17 protein-coding genes and 2 tRNA genes are annotated in these 21,932 nt (G+C 67.6%); 6 read left to right on the plus strand and 13 right to left on the minus strand.

Annotated features, from left to right (window positions below):
- Positions 1-11: 11 nt before the first annotated feature.
- On the minus strand, positions 12-1,802 hold the full coding sequence (locus NVU01S_RS07250) for a helicase HerA-like domain-containing protein (protein WP_043669951.1): 1,791 nt from the start codon (positions 1,800-1,802) through the stop codon (positions 12-14).
- 247 nt (positions 1,803-2,049) lie between these two features.
- Between NVU01S_RS07250 and orn the strand changes: the two genes are divergently transcribed.
- Positions 2,050-2,700 carry an oligoribonuclease gene (gene orn, locus NVU01S_RS07255; RefSeq protein ID WP_043669848.1) on the plus strand — a complete coding sequence of 217 codons (651 nt, stop codon included), beginning with the start codon at positions 2,050-2,052 and terminating at the stop codon, positions 2,698-2,700.
- Between the two features lie 56 nt (positions 2,701-2,756).
- Positions 2,757-2,829, plus strand: a tRNA-His gene (locus tag NVU01S_RS07260).
- A 1,376-nt stretch (positions 2,830-4,205) separates the two neighbouring features.
- On the opposite strand, the gene NVU01S_RS07265 is transcribed toward NVU01S_RS07260, so the two are convergent.
- On the minus strand, positions 4,206-5,054 hold the full coding sequence (locus NVU01S_RS07265) for a CoA transferase (protein WP_043669851.1): 849 nt from the start codon (positions 5,052-5,054) through the stop codon (positions 4,206-4,208).
- Positions 5,055-5,276: 222 nt separating this feature from the next.
- On the minus strand, positions 5,277-5,810 hold the full coding sequence (locus NVU01S_RS07270; RefSeq protein ID WP_043669853.1) for a GNAT family N-acetyltransferase: 534 nt from the start codon (positions 5,808-5,810) through the stop codon (positions 5,277-5,279).
- A 119-nt stretch (positions 5,811-5,929) separates the two neighbouring features.
- On the opposite strand from NVU01S_RS07270, the gene NVU01S_RS07275 reads away from it, so the two are divergent.
- Entirely contained in the window at positions 5,930-7,597 is a 1,668-nt protein-coding gene (locus NVU01S_RS07275) for a bifunctional 3'-5' exonuclease/DNA polymerase (RefSeq protein WP_043669856.1), read from the plus strand.
- Positions 7,598-7,643: 46 nt separating this feature from the next.
- Here the strand turns inward: NVU01S_RS07275 and NVU01S_RS07280 are convergent, their stop codons facing one another.
- Entirely contained in the window at positions 7,644-8,858 is a 1,215-nt protein-coding gene (locus tag NVU01S_RS07280; protein ID WP_043669858.1) for a L,D-transpeptidase, read from the minus strand.
- 274 nt (positions 8,859-9,132) lie between these two features.
- Here NVU01S_RS07280 and NVU01S_RS07285 point away from each other — a divergent pair.
- Positions 9,133-9,205: transfer RNA gene (locus tag NVU01S_RS07285), tRNA-Lys, on the plus strand.
- A gap of 74 nt (positions 9,206-9,279) precedes the next feature.
- Here NVU01S_RS07285 and NVU01S_RS07290 read toward each other — a convergent pair.
- A complete protein-coding gene (locus NVU01S_RS07290) occupies positions 9,280-9,804 on the minus strand; it encodes a hypothetical protein (RefSeq protein ID WP_043669861.1) in 525 nt (174 codons plus the stop codon).
- Between the two features lie 209 nt (positions 9,805-10,013).
- Here NVU01S_RS07290 and NVU01S_RS07295 point away from each other — a divergent pair, with 209 nt between their 5' ends.
- Positions 10,014-11,954 (plus strand): FAD/NAD(P)-binding protein, encoded by a 1,941-nt coding sequence (locus NVU01S_RS07295; protein ID WP_280140753.1) that lies wholly within the window; start codon positions 10,014-10,016, stop codon positions 11,952-11,954.
- Positions 11,955-12,377: 423 nt separating this feature from the next.
- Here NVU01S_RS07295 and NVU01S_RS07300 read toward each other — a convergent pair whose 3' ends face one another.
- Positions 12,378-12,821, minus strand: coding sequence for a DUF1707 SHOCT-like domain-containing protein (locus NVU01S_RS07300; RefSeq protein ID WP_052280546.1), 444 nt, complete (start codon positions 12,819-12,821; stop codon positions 12,378-12,380).
- A gap of 76 nt (positions 12,822-12,897) precedes the next feature.
- On the opposite strand from NVU01S_RS07300, the gene NVU01S_RS07305 reads away from it, so the two are divergent.
- A complete protein-coding gene (locus tag NVU01S_RS07305) occupies positions 12,898-13,491 on the plus strand; it encodes a TetR/AcrR family transcriptional regulator (RefSeq protein WP_014982415.1) in 594 nt (197 codons plus the stop codon).
- 10 nt (positions 13,492-13,501) lie between these two features.
- Here the strand turns inward: NVU01S_RS07305 and NVU01S_RS07310 are convergent, their stop codons facing one another.
- The 7 genes from NVU01S_RS07310 to NVU01S_RS07340 all read right to left on the minus strand — a co-directional run bounded on the left by NVU01S_RS07310 (position 13,502) and on the right by NVU01S_RS07340 (position 21,932).
- A complete protein-coding gene (locus tag NVU01S_RS07310; protein ID WP_052280547.1) occupies positions 13,502-14,305 on the minus strand; it encodes an SDR family oxidoreductase in 804 nt (267 codons plus the stop codon).
- A complete protein-coding gene (locus NVU01S_RS07315; protein WP_043669864.1) occupies positions 14,302-15,408 on the minus strand; it encodes an isochorismate synthase in 1,107 nt (368 codons plus the stop codon). The genes NVU01S_RS07310 and NVU01S_RS07315 overlap by 4 nt, the downstream gene beginning before the upstream one ends.
- Complete coding sequence (locus tag NVU01S_RS07320) at positions 15,396-16,079, minus strand: isochorismatase family protein (protein ID WP_043669869.1); 684 nt, start codon at positions 16,077-16,079, stop codon at positions 15,396-15,398. The genes NVU01S_RS07315 and NVU01S_RS07320 overlap by 13 nt, the downstream gene beginning before the upstream one ends.
- Positions 16,080-16,115: 36 nt before the next feature.
- On the minus strand, positions 16,116-17,072 hold the full coding sequence (locus NVU01S_RS07325; RefSeq protein WP_043669872.1) for a UbiA family prenyltransferase: 957 nt from the start codon (positions 17,070-17,072) through the stop codon (positions 16,116-16,118).
- 124 nt (positions 17,073-17,196) lie between these two features.
- A complete protein-coding gene (locus NVU01S_RS07330) occupies positions 17,197-19,458 on the minus strand; it encodes an MMPL family transporter (RefSeq protein WP_052280558.1) in 2,262 nt (753 codons plus the stop codon).
- Positions 19,459-19,675: 217 nt separating this feature from the next.
- Complete coding sequence (locus NVU01S_RS07335) at positions 19,676-20,866, minus strand: hydroxymethylglutaryl-CoA synthase (RefSeq protein WP_043669878.1); 1,191 nt, start codon at positions 20,864-20,866, stop codon at positions 19,676-19,678.
- Between the two features lie 7 nt (positions 20,867-20,873).
- Positions 20,874-21,932, minus strand: coding sequence for a hydroxymethylglutaryl-coenzyme A reductase family protein (locus NVU01S_RS07340; protein ID WP_156161560.1), 1,059 nt, complete (start codon positions 21,930-21,932; stop codon positions 20,874-20,876).

The following is a 21,932-nucleotide window of genomic DNA, read 5'->3' on the forward strand; positions in this document are numbered from 1 at the left end:
GGGGGAACCGGTCAGCGCTTGCGCGTGCCGAAGATGCTGCGACTGATCTCCCGGCCCGCAGCGGTGGCGGCGGAACGCAGGAAGCTTTTCACCGCAGGGTTTTTCATGATGCGCTCGGCGGTCGACTCGTCGTCACCCTTCGCGGAGCGTCCCGGTGCAGGTGCGGCGACCTCCGGATTCTGTTCTGCTGCCTGCACTTTCGCGGCCAGGATCTCGTAAGCCGACTCCCGGTCGACAGTTTGACCGTACTTGCCCTGCAACGAACTCGACAGCGCGCGCGACTTGATCGCGTCGTCACCGATGGTGTCCATCAGCGAGCGCGGCGGCTGAATCCTGGTCCACGCCACCGGGGTCGGCGCGCCCTTCTCCGAAAGCACCGTCACGACGGCCTCACCCGTGCCGAGCGAGGTGAGCGCCTTCTCCAGATCGTAGGTGCTGGTCTTCGGGTAGGTGCGCACCGTCTTCGACAGCGCCTTCTGATCGTCGGGGGTGAAGGCGCGCAACGCATGCTGGATGCGCGCGCCCAGCTGCGACAGCACGGGGTTCGGGATATCGGTGGGCAGCTGCGTGCAGAAGAACACGCCGACGCCCTTGGAGCGGATCAGCTTGACGGTCTGCTCCACCTGATCCAGGAAAGCCTTGGAGGCGTCCGCGAACAGCAGGTGCGCCTCGTCGAAGATGAACACCAGCTTCGGCTTGTCGATATCGCCCACCTCGGGCAACGTCTGGAACAGGTCGGCGAGCACCCACATCAGGAAGGTGGAGAACATCACCGGCCGCGCCGCCTGGGCGCCGAGCTCGAACAGCGTGATGACGCCCTGGCCGCCCGCGACCCGCACCAGATCGCTCGGATCCAGTTCCGGCTCACCGAAGAACGTGTCGCCGCCGTCGGCCTCGAGGTTCACCAGCGCGCGCAGGATCACGCCCGCGGTGGCCGCCGAGACGCCGCCGATGCCCTTGAGGTCCTCCTTGCCCTCGGGGCTGGTGAGATGCGTGATGACGGCACGCAGATCCTTCAGGTCGAGCAGGGCGAGACCGTTCTTGTCCGCCCAGTGGAAGATCAGACCCAGCGTCGATTCCTGAGTTTCGTTGAGCCCCAGCACTTTACTGAGCAACACCGGGCCGAACGAGGTGATCGTCGCGCGGATCGGCACCCCGATGCCGTTGGTGCCGAGCGAGACGAACTCGGTGGGATACCCCGTCGGCGCCCAGTCCTGCGCACCCGTTTCGGCCGCCCTGGCACTGAGTTTGTCGTTGGCCTGACCCGGCTGCGAGAGACCGGACAGATCGCCCTTGATATCCGCGAGGACCACGGGAACGCCTGCGCGCGAGAGCTGTTCGGCGATGCCCTGCAAAGTCTTCGTCTTACCGGTGCCCGTCGCGCCCGCCACCAGGCCGTGCCGGTTCATCGTGCGCATCGGGATGCGCACGCGCGCCGTGGTATCCACCTCGCCGTCGACCACCACGGTGCCGAGCTCCAACGCCACCCCGTCGAAGGCGTAGCCGGCGGCGATCTCCTGCGCGGCCGCCGAGCCCGTGGCGTCGTTCGCGGCCGCGGCTTCCTTCTTGTCGGCTTTCGCCGCGGCCGCCTCGGCGGCAGCGGCGGTTTCGTCGGCCTTCGCGGCCGCACTCTGCGCCTTCGCTTTACTCGCCCCCGCCTCCTGCTCGGCGAGCTCGCGCTCCGCTTCCTCCGCGGCAGCCGCCGCCTCCGCCGCTACCCGCGCCGCCTCCTCGGCAGCCTTACGCGCCGCGGCCGCCTTCTCCTGGGGCGTAGGCCCACCCGCCTCCCGACCGCCCCCCATCGAATCGCTGCGCGATCCAGGCTCCATCACGTCCTCCGTCTGGTCTGACTCGAACTGCTAACGCAGTGTTTGCTGTCGTACCGAAAACGCCTGTGCCGATCTGCCCGAAACTGTATCCCCGCAACGCCCGAACAGCAGCGGCACGCCCCGCCGAGATTGTCGCCACACCCGTAAACCCGCCGAGACACCCCGCCGCGAACACGCGGCGCGACGGCGCCGCAAATCGGACAGAGCTAATGTTGCTGCCGTGTCGGACAAATATGTGGTGTGGATGGATTGCGAGATGACGGGCCTGCGCCTGGACAGCGACAAGCTGATCGAGGTGGCCGCGCTCGTCACCGACAGCGACCTCAACATCCTCGGTGACGGCGTGGACATCGTGATCCACGCCGACGACGCGGCGCTGGCCGCGATGCCCCCGGTGGTCGTCGACATGCACGCGCGCTCCGGGCTCACCGAAGAGGTACGCCGCTCCACCGTCACCATGGCCGAAGCCGAAGAGCAGGTGCTCGACTACATCCGCCAATACGTGCCGACGCCGCGGACCGTTCCGCTGGCGGGCAACTCGATCGCCACCGACCGCGGCTTCATCGCCCGCGACATGCCCGCGCTCGACGCACACCTGCACTACCGCATGATCGACGTGAGCTCCATCAAGGAACTGTGCCGGCGCTGGTACCCGCGCATCTACTTCGGCCAGCCGGAAAAAGGCCTGACCCATCGCGCGCTCGCCGACATCAAGGAATCGATCCGCGAACTCGAGTACTACCGGCGCACAGCGTTCGTCGCGCCCCCCGGCCCGAACACCGCCGAGATCGCCGCCGTCGCCGCCGAGATCGGCGCCGCCGCATCGGCCGTCGAATCAGCCCAGGTCAGCGGCGTGCCGGAAACCGATTAGGGACTCGAAGGGTTGACACGCTAATATCGACGGCGCCGGTATTCATCCCGGCAATGGTGACCGTAGTTCAGTTGGTAGAGCACCAGGTTGTGATCCTGGCTGTCGCGGGTTCGAGTCCCGTCGGTCACCCTCACGGGCCAGGTCAGGTTTTCCTGACCTGGCCCTTTTGGTTGGGCGAGGTTGTGGGTGGCTGTGTCTGCGTCGGCCTGGTGCGTCTGCGTCGGCCTGGTGTCTGCGTCGGCCTGACGTGTCCGCGTCGACCTGATGTGTCCGCGTCGGCCTGATGTGTCCGCGTCGGCCTGATGTGTCCGCGTCGACCTGATGTGTCCGCGTCGACCTGATGTGTCTGCGTCCTGAAGAGACGAATTCGCCGAGGCCCCTGGCCGCCTAGTTCCTGTTTACCCGCGGCCCAGAGCGTCGACGAGCCAAGTGCTGGCCGAACCTGCTCGGCGTCCATGCACGATCAGGTGAGCTGCCGCGCACCTTTCATTACGCCACGCGCGTGTCTGCCTTGCTGACACGCGCGCGGGACGACGAAACGTGCGCGTCGGCGACCCAAGCGCCGCAAGATCCGAACCTTGCGGGCGACACCACCTGGTCGGGCCGCCGCGCACTTTCCATCACGCCGCGCGCGTGTCTGCACGCTGACACGCGCGCGGGAAGACGAAACGTGCGCGCCGTGCCAGTCGAGCACCTCCGCCCTGCGGCCGCCTTCGGCGCAGAGTCGCTCGGCACTCGGGAACCAAGCGAACGCCGGGCGCGGGAGCGCGGCGCAGCCGACGCGGCGCAGGCATACTCCCGCACTCTTTCTGATGCTTCGCACTCGCTGTGGCATGGCAGAGGGGGTGCGAGGACTCAGAAGTGGTGCGGGGAAAGGGGCAAAGAGCGAGCCACCGCGCACCTTTCATCACGCCGCGCGCATGTCTGCACGCTGACACGCGCGCCGGAAGGTGAAACGTGCGCGCCAGTACGAGCCCGCATGGCCCGAACCTGGCGGGCCGCCACCACTACGCGGTCAGGTGAGCTGCCGCGCACTTTCCATTACGCCGCGCGCGTGTCTGCATGCAAACACGCGCGCGGGACGGCAAAAGGTGCGCGTCGTGCCACGTTTATGTCCCGAGTGTCGGGAGCGCCTCTGCGCCAAAGGCGGCGCAGCGTGGAGGTGTTTGACCAACGCTGGGCGCGGGAGCGCGGCGCAACCGACGCTCCGACGGCGTGCTCCCGCACTCCTTGCTGATGCTTCACACTCGCTGTGGCATGGCAGAGGGGGCAGAGAGCAGGCAGCCACCACGCGGTCGAGCGGCCGCCGCGCACTTTTTAGTACGCCGCGCGCGTGTCAGCGTGCAAACACGCGCGCGGGGCGGCGAAAGGTGCGCGCCGTACGCGCTAACGCTGACCGCCGATGCTTCGCGGGACAGGTTCCCGCACTCCTCCTGATGCTTCGCACTCGCTGGGGCATGGCAGAAGGGGTGCGGGGAGACGGAAGTGGTGTGGGAAGGGTGGGGCTAGGGGCGGACGGCGTTCAGGGGGAGGTCGTTGGCGGCGGCGATGGCTTCCAGTTCGGCGGTGGATTTGTCGGCGAAGGCGGTACGCAGGCTTTCGTGGCTGCCGTCGGCGCCGAAGGTGGCCAGTGTGCGCATGAAGAAGTGGGGTTCGACGGCGCCGAGCGCGACGTAGCCGTCGGCGCATCGGTAGATGCCGTAGCCTGGGAACGCGCCACCGAGGATGGCGTCGGTGCCCATCAGCCGATAGCGGACCGCATCGCCGGCGCGGGCGGCGGCCTCTTCCAATGCCACGCGATACGGCTGTCCCGCACCGGTTTCCGCGCGGCGGACCAGCGCGGCCAGCGCCGTGGAGACGGTTCGTTCGGCGCCGAGCATGTCGGCGATCGGCACCGTCGGCATCTGTGGCGGGACGAGCGTGCCGTGTACGGCTTGATAGTTCAGGTCGTGGCCGGGCAACTCCGGGTCATCGGCGTGGCCGACGATCTCGATCAGCGACAGTCGCGGGAAACGCTCCTGCGGTTGGGCGAGATTCAATCGCACGAGCGCGCTGGGCCGCATCGAGGTGATGAGCAGATCCGCGGGCTGCAGCAGGTCGTCGAGTTTGCGTCGGTCCGCGTCCTGCTTCAAATCGAGCGAGGCGATCTCCTGATTTTCGATCAGCGCGCGATACCAGTCCGGCGCGGCGGCCGCGAGCGGATCCCCACCCGGCGGCTCCACCTTGATCACGTGCGCTCCGAGTTCCGCGAGACGCGCGGCCGCGAGCGGTCCGGGCAGGTTCACGGCCAGGGAAACAACCCGGACCCCGGACAACGGCTGCACTGCGGTGTTCTCCATACCGCGACGATACATTTGTATCGTCTCCAAGTTACCTGCACCGTAACCGATATCTCACACCCAAGGCACGATCGCCCCGCACGTGGCACGTAGCGCTCTACTCGCACCTCTCGCAGGCCCGAGTCACCCTGGCGGTAGTCGACTACGTGGTGGGCCCGCGCCGGCGGGAAGCGGAGTCTGCTCGAGATCGCCGACTGTGCCGATCGCGGTGGCGCGGGGCGAGTGCCACGCTGACAGTCAGCGGTTCCAGAGCGACTCCGGTCCGGGCAGATCCCCTGGGAGCCAGGTGTATTCGAGTTCGGGTAGGTCGAAGCCCTGCTCGAAGTGGGCGGTGCGTTCGTCGGTGCGGGTGGCGCCGTTGCGTTCGTAGAAGGCGATCGCGGGGGCGTTGTCTTTCAGGACCTCGAGGTAGACGGTGGTGCCGGGGTGTTCGGCGGCGGCCCAGGCGAGGACGTGCTGCAGCAGTCGCCCGCCGATACCGGAACGTTTCAGCTGCGGCTGGACGTGCAGGTTGTCGATCAGGAGGCGGCCGTCGGGACGCGGGACGAGATAGGCGAAGCCGAGCAATTCGTCGGCGTCGTCGGCGATGAAAAGCGCGCCGTCCGACGGTGAGCCGTCGAGTCGGTTCCGCCAGAGAGTGAGCCGGTCCTCGAGCAACGATCCGTGCAGATATGCGTCGGGCATGATGCCCGCGTAGGCGGTCTGCCAGCTGTGCGTGTGCAGTGCCGCGACGGACTCCGCGTCCGACCCGGTTCCCCGTCTGATCCTCATGGGTCGAGTTCACCGCACCGGACCGCGATTCGGCACCTCATTTTGCGGTGTCCGGACCGCGCACCTCGCCCGGGCGAGCACTGCACCGGATTGTCGGTCCCTGCTGCCAGACTCTGGGCATGCGGTGGGCGGTGGCGGAAACAGGCGACGGCGGCGCCCGGCTGTGCCCACTCGACCAGGAGGGCAGACCGGCAGGCCCGGTGGTGGACGAGCCGTCGCTCGCGGCGGCCGTGCGGTCCCGGCCCGAGGTCGAACGGTGGGTCTGGCGCAGCACGACCGACATCTACCGTCCGCTGCTGGCGGCGGGCGTGCGCGTGGAACGCTGCTACGACGTGCAGGCCGCCGAGTCCTTGCTGATCGGCCACGAGGAAGGCCAATCGGGCCAGGCCCGCTCGCTCGCGGCCGCGTGGGCCCGCCTGCACAACCTGCCCGTCCCGCCGGACGCGCCGATCCGGGCCGCCGAGACCCAGCCGTCCCTGTTCGATTCCGGCCCGGCGCCACTGCCGCCCGGCGTCGACGAATTCACCGCACTGCTGGAGGTTTACGCGGCACAGGTGGCCAGGACCGCGAAAACCGAACACCCGGACCGCATGCGCCTGCTGCTCGCCGCCGAATCGGCGGGCATGCTGGTGGCCACGGAGCTCAACCTGGCGGGCATCCCCTGGCGCGCGGACGTCCACCGCGAGTTGCTGGACAACCTACTGGGCGAACGCTTTCCGGGCGGGCTGGAGCCGCGGCGGATGGCGGAACTGGCCGACGAGGTGTCCCGCGCGTTCGGCAACGGTGTGCGGGTGCGCCCGGACCTGCCCCAGGACATCATCAGAGCTTTTGCCCGCGTGGGGATTTCACTGTCGTCCACGCGGAAATGGGAACTGCAGCGGATCGATCATCCCGCGGTGGCGCCGCTGCTGGCGTACAAGTCGCTCTATCGGCTGCACACCGCGAACGGCTGGTCCTGGCTGGAACAGTGGGTGCACGACGGCCGGTTCCGGCCCGAATACCTGCCCGGCGGCACGGTTTCCGGCCGGTGGACCACCAACGGCGGTGGCGCGTTGCAGATTCCGAAGGTGATCCGCCAAGCCATTCGCGCGGATCCGGGCTGGCGGCTGGTGGTCGCCGACGCCGCCCAGATGGAGCCGCGCGTGCTCGCCGCGGTGTCACGCGATCCCGGGCTGATGGAACTCGCCGGTCGCGGCGACGACCTGTACGCGGATCTGGCGGCCCACGCGTTCGGCGGCGAACGCGACCAGGCCAAGATCGCCATGCTGGGCGCGATGTATGGCCAGACCTCCGGTGACGCGCTCGCACACGTGGCCGAACTCCGTCGCCGCTATCCGGCGGCCATGGCCTATGTCGACGACGCCGCCCACGCCGGCGAGGAGGGTCGTCTGGTGCGTACCTGGCTGGGCCGCACCTGTCCGCCGGTCACCGCGCCCGAGGTCGAGCCGACTCACGACGAAGAGGAGTTCCGCGGGTTCGGCACCTCCGCGGCCCGCGCCCGCGGGCGCTTCACCAGGAACTTCGTCGTGCAGGGCAGCGCCGCCGACTGGGCCCTGCTGCTACTGGCCGGTCTACGCCACGCGATGTCGCACGCCGGGCTCCGCGCCGAACTCGTCTTCTTTCAGCACGACGAGGTCATCGTGCACTGCCCGGCCGAGGAAGCCGAGACGGTCGCCGCCGCGATCACCACCGCCGCCGAGAACGCGGGGCACATCACGTTCGGCCCCACGCCGGTCCGCTTTCCGTTCACCACGGCGATCGTCGAGTGCTACTTCGACGCCAAATAGCGAGCGGGCCACCGGTTCCCACCGATGGCCCGCCCGAACGTGGTGGCTAACCGCGGTCTGCGTTGCCCGCCTTCCACACCGGCCACGGGATGTTCCAGTCCCCGAGTCCGTCGGTGCCGGACAGCGTTCCGCCGACCGTGTTCTTGACGATGGTGATGTCGCCGCGCTTGGCGTTCTGGTACACCCACTGCGCGTTCGCGGGGCTGAGGTTCAGGCAGCCGTGACTGGTGTTGCTGTAGCCCTGCTGCCCGACCGACCACGGCGCGGAGTGGAAGAAGATGCCGCTGTAGGAGATTCGGGTCGCGTAGTCGACCGGCGTCTTGTATCCGTCCGGCGAGTTCACCGCCACGCCGTAGGTCGACGAGTCCATGATCATCTTGTCGAACCGGTCGCCGACGATGTAGACGCCGTTGTCGGTGGGCGTGCTGTTCTTGCCCATAGAGGTCGGCATGGTCTTGATCACCTGGCCGTTCTGCTCGACCACCACCTGCTTGGTGTTGTCGTCGGCGGTGAAGATCGTGGCATCGCCGATGGTGAAGAATGACTGGATGTTGTCCTGCCCGAACAGGCCGTTGCCGAGGTCACGCCCATAGACGTTCACGTTGATGGTGACCTTGGTCCCCGGTGCCCAGAAATTCTCCGGCCGCCACCGGACCTCACGATTGTTCACCCAGTAGAACGCGCCCTCCACCGCGGGTTCGGTGGTGATTTTGATCGCATCCTGGGCGGCTTTGCGGTCGGGAATGTTCTCGTCGAACTGGACCGCGACCGGCTGGCCGATGCCGACGACCTCGCCCTCGCCGGGCAGCAGATACGGCTTGGTCTGACTGTCCGGGGAACTGGTCGTGAAACTCAACGTCGCCGAATTGGCGCCGCCGAGACCGATCGCGTCCGCCTTCAACCGGTAGGTCTTGCCGTAGCCGAGCACCTCGGTGGTCTCCCACGATCGGCCGTCCGCGGCCAGCCTGCCCGCCACCGGCTTGTCCTGCGCGTTGACCAACGTCACATTCGTGAACCGGCCGTCTTCGACGTGGAAGGCAAGCGGCACGCCCGGCGACACTCCGACATCGCCGTCCTTGACCGGGGACATCAACTTCGGCTTGATCAACTCCAGCAGCGGATTACGGTCGATCATGACCGCGGACGAGTCCGTCGTACTGGACGAGGAGCAACCCGACAGGGCCAACGCCGCCACCGCCAGCACGGCAACAGGCCCGCTGATATGTCGTATCCACCGACGCCGACCTCGTCCAACGCTCATCTTCAACCCCGTTTCAAGTCGATCCCGCCCGCTACAGCTCAACCCGCCGTGTCTGCGGAACGGTCGAGACCACATTCGGACATTCTGCCAGTCCGAAGGGCTCGCACCAACGCAAATCCCGCGTCGACACAGTGGTGTTACACGGGATAGATCCGAACCGCCCCCTCCGTTGTTAACACGGCAACCGACGCACCCATCCGCGCCGGTCAGGGCGCGATTTCACATCTGCACCCTCGGCCTGTTAAGGTTTCTCACGCACCGGAACACGGAGCAAGCGCCATTAGCTCAATTGGCAGAGCAGCTGACTCTTAATCAGCGGGTTCGGGGTTCGAGTCCCTGATGGCGCACATACACAAGGCCTTGGTAGCAAGACTGCCGGGGCCTTGATCTTTTGGTAGCACTGTTTCCGCTGCCACCAGGTTCATCGTCTTGCCTCCTCCTCCAGTTGGTTCACCGCCCGTTCGCGTGGCGGCGGCTCGTTCGTGTGGCGGCGCCGGTGCGTGCGTGGCGGGGTGGGTGCGGGACTTCTGCTCAGGGAGGGCAGGTAGTCGGGGGTCGCGGGCAGGAAGTCGCCGGGGAAGGCCGGGCCGAAGAAGACGAGGAAGACGCTGACGGCGGCCAGGACGACCAGGGCCGGAAACGACCACATCGGCCATGCCGAGACGAGGCGACCACGCCGCCAACTCCGGACCATCAGCGCGAGTACCACCAGCTCCAGAACGCATGTCCCGTAACCCATCAGGTAGACGCCCGCGTCGGCGTAGGTGCGGCAGGTGCCCGTGCACTCGCCGGCGTGCCCACCGGGCGCACCGAGCATGCCGACCATGAACGACAGGCACATTCCGAAGAGGAAGGCGCCCGCGCAGAGCAACAGCGCGCTGCAGAGGTCGGCGTACCGACCCGCCTTGTGCTGCGGCTTCGAGAAAATTTGGGCCGCCGGCGTCATGAAACCTCCTCGTACACAGGAGGATAGCGCGTTCGGCCACTTACCGTGCCGGGCCGGGCAAGGGCACTGCTCCACGCTGCGCCGATTCGCGTTCGGTAACGGCCGGCCCGGTCGCTGCCCCGTTGACGCTTCGTGCGCGCGCTGAATAGCATCGAATTCGTCGCCCAATTGCGCGACATCGACTTTGTTTGTTCCGGGGGGGCGGAGCATTGATTTCACCGGCGACTCCAGATTATTCGCACGCCGACAGATCGGGACCGGTCCTTCGAATTGCGATAGTCGGGGTCGGACCGCGCGGGTTGAGCGTTTTCGAGCGAATCTGCGCCAATGCCCGGGCCTCGGGTGCATCGGGGGACATCGAAGTATTTCTCATCGATTCGACCAGGGTCGGCACGGGGACGGTCTGGCGCACGGATCAGCCCGGCGAGCTGCTGATGAACACGGTTGCCTCGCAGGTCACCGTGTTCACCGACGTCTCGGTGGAGATGGCGGGACCGGTCGAGCCCGGTCCCAGCCTCTACGAATGGGCGAGTTTCCTGGACAAAGTCGGCAATTTCGCCGAGTTACCGCAGAATATCTACACGCGACTCCGCGCGCTCGGCCCGGATACTTATCCCACCCGAGCCGGTTACGGATATTATCTGCGCTGGAGTTACGAGCAGATCCGGGACCGATACCGCCGTGTCGCGCACGCGCAGGAAATCACCGCTACCGCGCTGGATCTGCGCGACGAACCCGCCGGACTCCAGGAGCTCCGGCTGAGCAACGGCGAACACCTGCGCGGCTTGCACGCCGTCGTACTCACGCAGGGCCACCTGCCGCTGGCCGGGACGAACAGCCCCGAAATAGCGCACGCCGCACGAACTTCGGGCCTGACCTATTTCGCGCCTGCCAACGCGTCCGATGTCGACGTCGACTCGATCCCGGCCCGCGAACCCGTGCTCGTGCGCGGCCTCGGCCTCACCTTCTTCGACTACCTGACCCTGCTGACCTCGGGACGCGGCGGCTGTTTCAAACAGACCCGCGGACCGCTGGAGTACATCCCGTCCGGCAGTGAGCCGTTCATCATCGCGGGATGCCGGCGCGGTGTACCCCACCATGCCCGTGGCGAGAACCAGAAGGGGGTCGACGGCCGCTACGAACCACAGTTACTCGATGCTCCGCGCATCGCCGAACTCCGCACCAGGGCACAGCAATTCGCTGACCTGTCGTTTCGCCGCGACGTCTGGCCGCTGATCGCTCGCGAGGTCGAATCGGTGTACTACACCGCGTCGATCGCCGACCGGGTCAGTGCCCGCGAACTCCGCGACTTCCGACACCGCTATCTGCACGCGCCCACCGCACCGGACGCCGCCGATGTACTGGACCGGTTTCACGTCCCCCGCGACCACCGATGGGACTGGGCGACCATCGCCGACCCCACCGGCGGTCGCCACTTCGGCGATCCCGCGGATTTCCGATCGTGGCTGCTCGGCTACCTGGACGCGGACGTCCGACATGCCCAACTCGGCAACGTCCACGGCCCGGTCAAGGCGGCGCTGGATGTGCTGCGGGATCTGCGCAACGAGGTCCGGCTGATCGTCGACTACGGCGGCATCACCGGCAGTTCCTACCGCGACGACCTCGATCGGTGGTACACGCCGCTGAACGCCTTCCTGTCCATCGGACCGCCCGCGCATCGGATCGCCGAGCTGGCAGCGCTCATCCGCGCCGGCATCGTCCGCGTCGTCGGCCCGGGTATGCGGGTCCGGGTCGATCCGGCGCTCGGCTGTTTCGTCACCGATTCGCCGAGCGTCGCCGGCTCGACGACATCCGCGCGCACGCTGATCGATGCGTTTCTGCCCGCACCCGATCTACCCCGCACCGGAGACCCACTGCTGCGCAACCTTTTTCAACGCGATGAGGTGCGCCGCCATACGGTGTTCGATCCGGACCGCGACGACTACCCGACCGGCGGCCTGGACGTCATGGCGGGTTCGCACGCGGTGCTGGACCGAAAGGGACGCAGCCATCCCCGCCGATTCGCCTGCGGCGTACCCACCGAGTCGGTGCGCTGGGTCACCGCCGCAGGCGCCCGCCCGGGCGTCAACTCGGTCACCCTCGCCGACACTGACGCCATCGCCCGCGCGGCCCTAGGAGTCGAACGATGATCCCGGACGCCGGTTGGGTCACCCGGGACCGCCGCCGCGGCAACTGGACTACCCGCGGCGGACGACCCGGTTCGCCGACCACGTACCGCACGGGCCGACCCGCGGGCCGACCCACGGCACGTTCGCAGGCCTGACCCGCGCGCCAAACGACCCCGCCGCCGACCACCGGCAGCAGGACCGTCCGAGCACTGTCAGGCGCGAAACTCGCTGGCTCACAGACGATCCACACACTTCACAGCACTTACAGCTGCTGTGAAGTGCATGAAAACTCTGTGATGACAGGGCTTGATTGGGCAACCGGTCGGGGTCGCCGGCGGCGATCCAAGCGCTCGGCGATCTGCCCGATCGGGAGGTCGACCTCGATCGGCTCGTGATGCTGCGCCCCTTCAGGGGCGGACTTGCACGGGGCCGACCCGCGCACCCTTACCGATGAATCGCCGCGCGCGATTTGGTGCGCAGTTCGTGCAGGCGCGCGGCCGGGTGTCCGCGGTGCGGCGGATGATGCGGGTCCGGCCGCCGCACGAGGACCCGCCGAACTGCGGGGATCAGCAGCAGGAACCACAGCCAGCTGAGCTGACCGACGGTCAGCGCCGCCGTGACGAGCGCGGCTGGCGCCAGCACCATGACGCGCCGGTACGCCGGATCCCGCTCGACCTGCTCGGCGACTTCCGCCTGCGCGGGCGCCAGTGCGGGGAGGTCGGTGAATACCGCCGCGATGTCCCGCCGGGTCGTGGCACGCACCAACTGCGCGCTGCGCTCGTCGAATTCGGCGACGCTGAGCCGCCCCGCCCCGAGATGTGCCGAAAGGTCGCTCAGCGCTTGCTCTCGCTCGGGATTACCAACCCGGAGATCAGCCGACTCGTCCATGCGTCCCATTCTATCGGACATTCTGTCCGTGTCGATACGAAATGACCTACCTGGGATACCGCGCTATACTTCGCTGATGTCGAGACCTTGGGCCGCCACTGTCGAATCGCATCGCCGCGATGTCCGCGAGGCGATCCTGGACACCACGTGGGCGCTCGCCCTCGAACACGGACCCGCGTCGACGACGATGTCGGAGGTTGCCGAGAAGGTCGGCATCGGCCGCGCGACCCTGTATCGGTACTTCCCTGATATCGCAACGATTCTCGCGGCCTGGCACGAGCGGCAGATCAATCGGCACCTCGAGCATCTGTCCACGGTGCGCGACAGCAAGACCGACCCGGGTAAGCGGCTCTGCGCGGTGCTGGAGGCCTACGCCGAGATCCACCTGCGCCGCGCCGAGAACCAACGCCGGGAGATGCACGGCGCCCAGGTCGAATCGCTCATGCACACGAACGAGCGCGTGGCCGAGTCGCAGCGGCAGCTGCACGGCCTGCTGCAGGGCGTGATCGCCGACGCCGCGGCGGCGGGGCGGATTCGCGACGACATCAACCCCTTCGAGCTGGCCAACTACTGCCTGTTCGCGATCACCGGCGCGAACAGCCTGGAAAGCAAGGCCGCGGTGCAGCGGCTCGTCTCCTTGACGCTCACCGGACTGCGCTACCAGGACTGAGCTGTTCGGTTCAGTCGTGCAGCGTCGCCCCGCCGTCGACGTACAGCGTCTGCATGGTGATGTGACGCGCCGCGTCCGAGAGCAGAAAGTGCACCGCCGCAGCGATATCGGACGCCTGCGCGAGCCGCCCCAGCGGTATGCCCAAGCGGAAGTCCGCCGAGCTGCCGCCGACGGCGTGCCGGACCATCTCGTCCTCGCTCGAGTACAGCGCCCGCAGCATCGGGGTATCGGTGGAGCCCGGTGCCACGACATTGGCCCGCACCCCGTAGGGCGCCAGCTCCAGCGCGGCCACGCGGGTGAGCAGCGCGGCGGCCGCCTTCGTCGCGCCGTACACACCGATGCGCAGCCGCGGTACCGCCGCGGCGTTCGACCCGATCACGACGATCGACCCGCGGTGACGCTGCTTCATCCGGCCGCCGACGGCCGCCAGAAGATGCAGTACCCCAACGACATTCACATCGATCATGCGCTGCACGGCGTCGGCATCGATATCGGTGAGCGGGCCGCTGTGCAGCACGCCGGCGGCACAGGCCAGCGCGCCGACCGGGCCGTGCTGCCGCTCGATCTCGTCGATGGCGCACTCCACCTCGGCGCGACAGCCGATATCCGCCACATGGGTGGTGACTCGACGGTCCGCGCCGTGGTTCGCCCGGATCTGCTTGCCCACCACGGCGAGTGCCGCGCCGTCGCGGTCGAGTAGAGCAAGGTCGCGCCCCGCCGCGGCCAGCCGCTCGGCGACGGCGCCGCCGATCCCGCCCGCGGCGCCGACAACCAGCGCACAGTCCGAATCATTTTGCTGCTCAGTGGTATTCATGCGGCAGGCTCGTCATCGAAGACGCTCAGGATCGCCCGGAACTTGGCCATGGTCTCCTCGACCTCGGCCACCGGTTCCGAGCCCGCGACGATCCCACCGCCGGCGAATGCGGTGGCGACGTGGCCGCCGGGCGCGATATCCGCGCATCGAATACAGACGCTCCAGGCCCCGTCGCCCGACCGGTCGCACCATCCGACCGCACCGCCGTAGAAGCCGCGGTCGCCCTCGATCTCCTCGATCAGCCGCATCGCCTCGCCGCGCGGTGTGCCGCCCAGCGCGGGCGTGGGCTGCAGGATGCGTGCCAGGTCCAGGGAGGTGCAGTCGGGATCGGCGAGGGTGCCGCGTATCGGGGTGCCCAGGTGCACGAGATCGGGGGTACCGAAGATCTCGGGTTCCTCGGACCAGTGCAGCGCGGAACACAGCGGCGTCAGGGCGGACACGATGAAGTCGACGACGAAGCGATGCTCGCGCCGGTCCTTCTCCGAGGCCAGCAACGTGGCCGCGGTGCGGGCCGTATCCATCGCCCCGCGCCGTGGTGCCGAACCGGCGAGCGGGCAGGCGTACACCTGCGAGCCGGTGCGCCGTACCAGCAGTTCGGGACTGGCGCCGACCAGAGCCGCGCCGTGACCACGGAAGGCGGTGAGATCCAGATAGAACCCATTCGCACGCGGGTCACGCGCGACCAGGGCGCGCAGCATCGCCACCCCATCGATCGGCCGCTCGGTGGTCAGGCGCATCCGGCGCGCCAGCACCACCTTGTCGAGCCGTCCGGCGGCGATCGAGTCGAGCGCCGATTCGATCCGCCGCTGATGCTCGGCGGCCGATGGATCCGGTTCGATGGACCGCAGGCGGGGCCGCCACGATTCGGCGTTTCGGCCGTGCCGCCACCGGTCCGGCGCGCGCCGGAAAGCGATCGGGTCGATCAGGGCGGCAGGCGCGGCCGGGTCGAACGGCAAGGCGCCCAGGAGGATTGATGCGTCGTCGTTGCGCAGCGCCTTCGCCGCGGTGTCGAGATCGGTATAACTCTGCCGGACACCGGTGCCGACGAGACTGCCGTCCGGACCGGTGAGCACGCACGCCGCCGCGCGGTCTACCCCACCCATTGCCGCTCCAGCAGGATCGAGGACGCCGGCTCGGTACCGGCGCGGCCGAGATGCTCGACGGTGTCGGCGGTGCGGACCACCGCGCCGCAGCGGGCGGCGATGTAGTCGAGTGCCTGCTCGTGATGCGACCGCGAAAAGTCGGCCACCGCGTCCGCGACCAGGAAGGCCTGGACGTCGTGCATGAAAGCGTCCAAAGCCGTTGCCAGACAGCCGATATGCGCGTAGACGCCGGTGATGATCAACTGGTCCCGGTCGGCGGCGCTCAGCCGCCGGAGCAGATCGGTGCGCGAGAAGGCACTGTAGCGCCACTTCGTCAGCGTGACGTCGCGCCGGTCCGGCGTCAGCTCGGTGATCACCGAGGTGTCCTCTGCGGCGCCGGACAGGCCCGGCCCCCAGAAGTCCGCGAGCAACGCGCGGGTCGCCGGCTCCTGATCCCCCGGCTGGGCCGTGTAGATCACCGGACAGCCCGACTGCACGGCGGCACGTTTGATGCGCGCGATGTTCCGTACGACGGCGGCGATCGGTTCGGCGGAGCCGTCGAACCGCCGGATGAAATAGCGCTGCATATCGTGGATCAGCACCACCGCGCGGCGCGGATCCACCGTCCACTTCACAATATTCGGCGGCAGCGCCTCCGGCAGCGCATAGGATATCGACTCGGGCAAAGGCATGACTATTGGAATCCTTTCCGGCTGCACCCGGCGGCATCAGCGCGCGGCGAATACCGCCGCCGCGAGAGCAACGCTCCCCCAACCCATTACCGCGCCGTACAGCGGCAGCCGCCGGGTGTTCTTCCGTGCGATCAGAATCGCGTCGTCCAGCGATTTACCGCGGACACCACGAAGTATTCCGGAGATGAATCGCAGCGTGAAGAGGGCAGCGACCGCATACAACCCGACGGCCCACCAGTAGGCCCCGAGCGATACCGCTGCCGCGAGAAAGGTCGTCGCGCCGATCACCACCAGAACCAATGCGGTCGTCACGGTTCCGGTGAGTCCCAACGCGCGGGCGCTGGTCATGATGCCGAATTTCGCGTCCTCTGGGATGTCTTCGGTCTGGTTGATCAAATTGACCATTGTCATCGCGGTGGTGTATCCGAGAAACGCGACGAACGCTGCCCATTCCGGGACGGTGCCGATGGCCCGGATCATCATGATGCCGGGCAGCAGTGCGATGGTCGACGCGAGCGTCACGGACTGGAACACGCCGGCGCCCTTGAGCCGCAGCGGCGGCAACGAATACTCGAATCCGACGACGATCCAGACAACGCCCAGCACCGCGATCTCCCAGTGCCCGCTCGACGCCGTCACATACGCGCCGAGCAACAGCACGAGGACGATGTGGGTGACGATCTGGATCACGATGTTGCGCTTGCCCAAACCGTCGACCGCCTCGGCCAGCCTGCCCTTGTAGATCAGGTCCAACTCCCGGTCCGCGACGCAGTTCGCCATGTTCCCGGCGTGCAGGCCCAGGAGGAAGGCGACCACAACGGCCAGTGTCTTGCCGGAGATGAGTTGATCGGCCGAGGCCGCCCCGAGAAAAGCCGCGGTGAGTATGACCGACAGGTGGACGGGCAGAAATTCCAGCCGCCTGATACGTAGTGCGTACCGGAATTTCTGCCCTGTCGTGACGAGGGGCGAGCTGACCGATTGTGCTGCGTTCATCGTTTCTCCAGAACAGAGTGAGTGTGGCTCATCGCGCACCCACCCGATATCTGCTGGAGTTATCGAAAGAAGGCTTCAGATATTCATCCGAAGAAATTCGGATACGCGGCGCTCCCGACAGCAGTCAGGATTTCACGGGCGTTCGCGCCGCGTCAACGTGGTCCGTGCCCGAATCCCGCACGGCGGCAAGGCCGGAGGGCAGCCAGATACGCCTGCCGATATCGTAGGCGAGCGCCGGCACCAGCAGGCTGCGCACGATCACGGTGTCCAGCAGCACGCCGAACGCCACCGCGAAACCGATCTCGGCCGTATTCACCAGCGGAACCACGCCGAGTACCGCGAAAGTCGCAGCCAGCACGACGCCCGCGGAGGTGATCACGCCACCGGTCACCGTGAGTCCCCGAATGATTCCGACCCGTGTGCCGAAGGTCTGGGATTCTTCGCGGACCCGGGTCATCAAGAAGATGTTGTAGTCGATGCCCAATGCGATGAGGAAGACGAAAACGAACAGCGGGAAGGAGGGATCCTGTCCGGGGAAGCCGAATATCTTGTCGAACACGAAGCCGCTGACGCCGAGCGCGGTCGCGAAGGACAGCACCACCGAACCGATCAGCAGGATCGGCACGACCAGCGCGCGCAGCAACAAAGCCAGCACCAGGAAGATCACGACCAGCACAATCGGGATGATGACGGTACGGTCCCGGACCGCCGCCTCCCGCACATCGAGTGCCTCGGCCGACTGTCCGCCGACCAGCGCGTCGGCGCCGGGTATGGCGTGCAACGTTTCCCGCAGCCGGTCGACCGCGTCCAGTGCCGCGGTGGTGTCGTAGGGATCGGCCAGCGTCGCGTCGAGCACGGTGCGGCCGTTCACCGGTTGCGCCTGGAGTGCCGGTGGCGGGCACCCGACCGCGGACCCACGCTGACTTTCGGGAAGCGCCGCCAGCTTCGCCGGATCCACACGGACGCAGATCGAGCCCGGCCGATCGGAGATGCCGGGCACCTGCGCACCGGCCGCGATCACCTGATCGACCGCGCCGCTGTTCACGACGATGAATGCCGGTGCGCCCGCGCCCTTGTCGAACTTCGCGTTGTAGATCTCCTGGCCCGCAACGGCTTCCGGGTCGTTGGTGAACGCCTCCTGCATCGGAATACCGCGTGCGTCGAGCATGCCGATCCCGCAGGCCCCGATGATCAGCAGCACGGTCGTGCCGACCCACACCACGCGGTGCCGGGCGGCGATCCAGCCGGCGATCCGGCCCCAGATCCCGTGCGCCGACAGATCACTGAGGTGATCCACCCGGGCCAGCCGCGGCCAGAACACCCAGCGTCCGGCAAGCGCCAGCAGACAGGGGAAGACCGTCAGCATGACGAGCACGGTGCACCCGACACCGATCGCGGCGACCGGGCCCATGCTGCCGGTCGAATCCAGTTCGGCGAACATCAAACAGAGCACACCGATCACGACGGTCGCCGCCGAGGCGATGATGGCGGCCACGGATTTGCGCCACGCCGCGATCATCGCGTCGAACCGATTGTCCTTGGCGTGCAACTCCTCCCGATATCGCGCGGTGAGTAGGAGGGCATAATCCGTGCCCGCGCCGATCACCAGCACGAACAGGATGCCTTGGGCCTGCCCGTTCAAGGTGAGCACGTCGTGCTTGGCCAGATAGTAGATCGCCAGCGAGGCCAGGCCGAGCGAGATCAGCGCCGAAAGCAGAGGGAACACCCACAATACGGGTGATCGGTAGACCAAGAGCAGGATGACGACGACCACCGCGAGGGCGGCCAGCAGCAGTGTGCTGTCGAGCCCCTTGAACGACTCGATGAGCGAGACCAGCAAGCCGCCCGGCCCGGCGGGCGACACCTCGAGTCCGTCGCCGCCCGCCGTTTGCCGAGCCACCTCGAGCAGGTCTGCTACGGCGGCCGAGAGCTGGTCGCCGGTTCTGGTAGAGCCGTCGGGCGCCGCCGAGATCAGCGGCGCGAACACGGCGGCGGCCGTACCGTCCGCCGCGTACCGCGGCCCACGCACCCCGTCCTTGTCCACGCCCGCGACCTGCGCCATCGCGACGGCGGCGCGGCCGATCCGGTCTTTGTCGCCTGCGGTGAGCGCACCGTCGCGGTGGAACACCACCACGGCCGGAATCGTCTGGGCCGCAGAGAACTTCGTGACCTCGCTGTTGGCCGCGGTGGATTCGGCGGAACTCGGCAGGAAGGCCTTGTTGTCGTTGCGGATCACCTCGGACAGCTTCGATTGATATGAACCACCGAACCCGCCCACCAGGAAGGCCAGCACGGCTAGCGCGATCACCGCCACGACCGGCTTGGGCCAGCGGCCGCGCGCCCGCGGCTCGTCGACGGTAGGACGCTGGGTGGACCCGATACTCATGAGCACTCCGGTTCGCTCGGCGGTCATCGCTCCTGTACGGGGGGCGCGGCTCCCCTGCCGTCGCGTCCCCCTTGGGAATTCACCATAGAACTGATGAGACACTTTGTCCATATCGAATCGAACTGTATCGATGATCGACACGTACCGCGCCGCCCGCCCCCTGGTCGGACGAGGCGGCTCGAGCAGCTCACCTGACCAATGCGAAAGGCCTGGTGGGTCAGTCCGCCACCGCCGCAGGCCGTGGCTGATAGATGCGGCGGTGCTCGGTGATACCGGCGAGCCGGAACGGCGCACCGGTCTGTCGCGGCAACTCGTGGTCGCCGCCGTCGGTCGGCAGTTCGTGCACCCGCAGCGCGCGATATCTGCGGTAGTCGATGGCCTCGCGGCGGGCCAGGACGGCCGCGTTCGCCGCGGTCCGCAAGTGCGCGCGATACCCGGGAACCACCGTGCCACCGAAGAATTCGGCGACGCAGCCGGACCCGTAGCTCAGCAACGCGATGGACTTTCCGGTGAGGTCGCCCCCGTGATCGAGCAACGAGGCCAGCCCGATGTACAGCGACGCGGTGTAGCTGTTGCCGATCGCCCGGTTGTACACCGTGGTCGGTGCGATCATCGCGTGCATCTCGTCCTCGGTGACATCGGTGTCCGAGCAGGTCAGCAGGTGCCGGTGGGCCTTGTAAGCCATCTTGGTGAACGGCTGGTGATAGCAGAACGCCACGAAGTCCCCCAACGGCCGACCGCCCTGCTCGCGGTAGTCCTTCCAGGCGCTCTCGACCGCCTGCAAGTAGGCGACGACCGACGCCTGACCGTCGACGAGTGCGGCGTCGCGGTAATTGGGCCGCCAGAAATCCATGATGTCGGCGGTGTACAGCCCGGCGGGTCGTTCCACCCGCAGGATCGCGGGGTGGGCACTGACCAGCATCGCCGCCGCACCGGCGCCCTGGGTCGCCTCGCCGGGACTGTCCAGCTCGTATTTCGCGATATCGCTGGCGATCACGAGCACGCTCTGTTCGGGCGCGGCGGCGACCAGCGAGCACGCGAACTGCAGGCCCGCCGTCCCCGCGTAACACGCCTGTTTCAGCTCGACCACGCGAATCGACGAGGGCAGCCCGAGCAACGAACTCACATAGATGCCCGCGGATTTCGACTGGTCGATCGACGTCTCGGTGGCCAGCACCACCGTGCGGATATCGGCGTCGGGATGCCGGTGCACAATGGCCCGCGCGGCCGTCGCCGCCATGGTGACGATGTCTTCGTCACGGGCCGGGACGCTCATCGCCTCCTGCCCGATGCCGTGGTGGTACTTACCGATATCCGCCCCGGTGTGCTCCGCCAGGCGAGCGTGGCTCAGCACGTAGTGCGCAGTGGCGAAGGCCAGATCGTGGATTCCCACTGGTACTTCTGTCATTTCAGGATCACTTCCTAGAGAGGTCGGCGCCGCGCTCCAGTTGCACGTGCGCGTACATGAGTTCGCCCGGATTGGTCTGGGCAGCGAGCAGCGAGAGCTCCCCGCAGAGCACCGTGGCGGCCGCGATCACGGCCAAACGTCTTGCATTGGAGCCGGTTTCGCGGTCGTCGCGGCAGCCGAGCCGGCGGAGGTTCGCCTCGACGAAATCGAGGCGCTTGCCGTTGCCGACCGTGCCGACGACGACGTTCGGCAGAGTGCACGAGAAATAGAGATCGCCGTCCCGGTCCTCGGCCACCGTCACGCCCTGGGAACCCTCGACGATATTGGCCGCGTCCTGCCCGGTGGCGAGATAGAAGCCGAGCAGCATGTTGGCGTAATGTGCGTTCGCCGAACGTATTCCGCCCGCGAGGATGCTGCCGATCAGGTTCTTGCGCAGGTTGAGCCCGGCGATCGCCGCGGCGCTCGTGTGCAGCGCGTTCGTCACGACAGCACGCGGCACCAGCAGCTCGGTGACCACGTTCTTCCCGCGCCCCAGAATGCCGTTCACCGCCGAGACCTTCTTGTCGGTGCAGTAGTTGCCGGAGATGGATTCGTAGGCGAGACCGGGGATCCGCGCCAGGATGGCGCCCATCAGCTGGTCGGCGGCCAAGGTGACCATGTTGTGGCCCGCCGCGTCGCCTGTGCTGAATTCGAAGCGCAGGTACAGCAGATCGGCGACGATCTCGTGCCGGAAGCCGATCAGCCGGGCGTATCGGCTGCCCGCCTCGACGATCCCTTGGAGCAGGCCCAGTTCCTTGTGCAGCTGCTGAGCGGCGGCGTACGCGGTTGCCGCGTCGTCGGCACGTAGCAGGATCGACCGGGTCATGCGTTCGTCGGTCAACGTGGCGACGATGCCCCGATCGGCGGCCATCGACACCCGCGCGCCCCGGGCGACCGACGGCCACAGCGGTGATTCGTAGGTGGCCAGCGGGACCTCGGTCTCGGTCTCGGCGATATTCCCCGAGATACGCAGCGGTCCCACCCATTTCATCGGCACCCTGGCCGCCGAATCCGCCGTATCGTGCAT

Source organism: Nocardia vulneris (assembly GCF_001613425.1).
Lineage (GTDB): Bacteria > Actinomycetota > Actinomycetes > Mycobacteriales > Mycobacteriaceae > Nocardia > Nocardia vulneris.

Coding starts and splice junctions, on each gene's coding strand:
- NVU01S_RS07330 (WP_052280558.1), bottom strand. CDS start 19,458: ATGAGTATCGGGTCCACCCAGCGTCCTACCGTCGACGAGCCGCGGGCG.
- NVU01S_RS07310 (WP_052280547.1), bottom strand. CDS start 14,305: ATGAATACCACTGAGCAGCAAAATGATTCGGACTGTGCGCTGGTTGTC.
- NVU01S_RS07340 (WP_156161560.1), bottom strand. CDS start 21,932: ATGCACGATACGGCGGATTCGGCGGCCAGGGTGCCGATGAAATGGGTG.
- NVU01S_RS07290 (WP_043669861.1), bottom strand. CDS start 9,804: ATGACGCCGGCGGCCCAAATTTTCTCGAAGCCGCAGCACAAGGCGGGT.
- NVU01S_RS07250 (WP_043669951.1), bottom strand. CDS start 1,802: ATGGGGGGCGGTCGGGAGGCGGGTGGGCCTACGCCCCAGGAGAAGGCG.
- NVU01S_RS07320 (WP_043669869.1), bottom strand. CDS start 16,079: ATGCCTTTGCCCGAGTCGATATCCTATGCGCTGCCGGAGGCGCTGCCG.
- NVU01S_RS07300 (WP_052280546.1), bottom strand. CDS start 12,821: ATGGACGAGTCGGCTGATCTCCGGGTTGGTAATCCCGAGCGAGAGCAA.
- NVU01S_RS07270 (WP_043669853.1), bottom strand. CDS start 5,810: ATGAGGATCAGACGGGGAACCGGGTCGGACGCGGAGTCCGTCGCGGCA.
- NVU01S_RS07265 (WP_043669851.1), bottom strand. CDS start 5,054: ATGTATCGTCGCGGTATGGAGAACACCGCAGTGCAGCCGTTGTCCGGG.
- NVU01S_RS07305 (WP_014982415.1), top strand. CDS start 12,898: ATGTCGAGACCTTGGGCCGCCACTGTCGAATCGCATCGCCGCGATGTC.
- NVU01S_RS07315 (WP_043669864.1), bottom strand. CDS start 15,408: ATGGGTGGGGTAGACCGCGCGGCGGCGTGCGTGCTCACCGGTCCGGAC.
- NVU01S_RS07280 (WP_043669858.1), bottom strand. CDS start 8,858: ATGAGCGTTGGACGAGGTCGGCGTCGGTGGATACGACATATCAGCGGG.
- NVU01S_RS07325 (WP_043669872.1), bottom strand. CDS start 17,072: ATGAACGCAGCACAATCGGTCAGCTCGCCCCTCGTCACGACAGGGCAG.
- NVU01S_RS07275 (WP_043669856.1), top strand. CDS start 5,930: ATGCGGTGGGCGGTGGCGGAAACAGGCGACGGCGGCGCCCGGCTGTGC.
- NVU01S_RS07335 (WP_043669878.1), bottom strand. CDS start 20,866: ATGACAGAAGTACCAGTGGGAATCCACGATCTGGCCTTCGCCACTGCG.